Genomic DNA, 1,031 nt, shown 5'->3' with positions numbered 1-1,031 from the left:
GACGCTCTTGTCGGAGGTGGCGGTCGCGGGTGGTGTGGTGACGGGTCGTCGCGACGGTGATGCGGCCAGTGAGCTGGTGGAGGCGTCGCTGCCGGCGGTGGTGTCGGTGACCGACCAGTCGGGTGAGGCGCGGTACCCGTCGTTCAAGGGGATCATGGCGGCGAAGAAGAAGCCGGTCGCCGAGTGGGACCTGGACGACCTGGGCCTGGAGGCCGGCCAGGTGGGTCTGGAGAACGCGTGGACCGCGGTGAGCTCGGTGACCGAGCGTGCGGCCCGTACCAAGGGCACGATCGTCACGGACGAGGGTGAGGGCGGCAAGGCGCTCGCCGGGTTCCTGGCCGAGCAGAAGTTCATCTGACCCGCCGTCCGCGTATCCCTTTCTAGGAGCTTGTGAACATGAGTGAGATCCTTGTCCTGGTCGACCACGCCGACGGTGTGGTGCGCAAGCCCGCCCTGGAGCTGCTGACCTTGGCCCGCCGCATCGGCACCCCTTCCGCGGTGGTGCTGGGCGCCGGTGAGAACGCGGCCGCGATCGCGGCCAAGGCCGCCGAGTACGGCGCCGTCAAGGCGTATGTGGCCGACGGCGCCGAGTTCGCCGACTTCCTGGTGGTGCCCAAGGTCGACGCCCTGACCCAGATCGCGCAGGCCGCCGGCGCCGCGGCGGTGCTGGTCACCTCCTCCGGTGAGGGCAAGGAGGTCGCCGCGCGTACGGCGCTGCGCCTGGGTTCGGGTGTGATCACCGATGCGGTGGACCTGGAGGCCGGCGAGGGCGGTGCCCCGGTGGCCACCCAGTCGGTGTTCGCGGCCTCGTTCCAGGTCAAGTCGACGGTGACCAAGGGCGCGCCGGTCATCACGGTCAAGCCGAACTCCGCGGCCCCCGAGGCCGCGCCGGTCGAGCAGGCCGTGGAGAGCGTGAGCGTGGCGTTCACGGGCAACGCGGCGAAGGTGACGTCCCGCACGCCGCGGGTGTCCTCGGGGCGTCCGGAGCTGACGGAGGCCGCGATCGTGGTTTCGGGCGGTCGTGGTGTGGG

Annotated in this window: 2 protein-coding genes; both read left to right on the top strand. The window is 71.2% G+C overall.

Annotated features, from left to right (window positions below; genetic code table 11):
* Window positions 1–358: electron transfer flavoprotein subunit beta/FixA family protein (locus C7C46_RS33375; RefSeq protein WP_425470168.1), on the top strand; the 358-nt coding region annotated here is incomplete at its 5' end.
* A 38-nt stretch (window positions 359–396) separates the two neighbouring features.
* A partial coding sequence (locus tag C7C46_RS33370; RefSeq protein WP_110673624.1) for an electron transfer flavoprotein subunit alpha/FixB family protein occupies window positions 397–1,031 on the top strand: 635 nt, incomplete at its 3' end.

The organism is Streptomyces tateyamensis (genome assembly GCF_003205575.1).
In the GTDB taxonomy this organism is placed as follows: domain Bacteria; phylum Actinomycetota; class Actinomycetes; order Streptomycetales; family Streptomycetaceae; genus Kitasatospora; species Kitasatospora tateyamensis.
The sequence above is the reverse complement of the archived record's forward strand: the minus strand, read 5'-3'. Positions and strand labels throughout refer to the sequence as shown.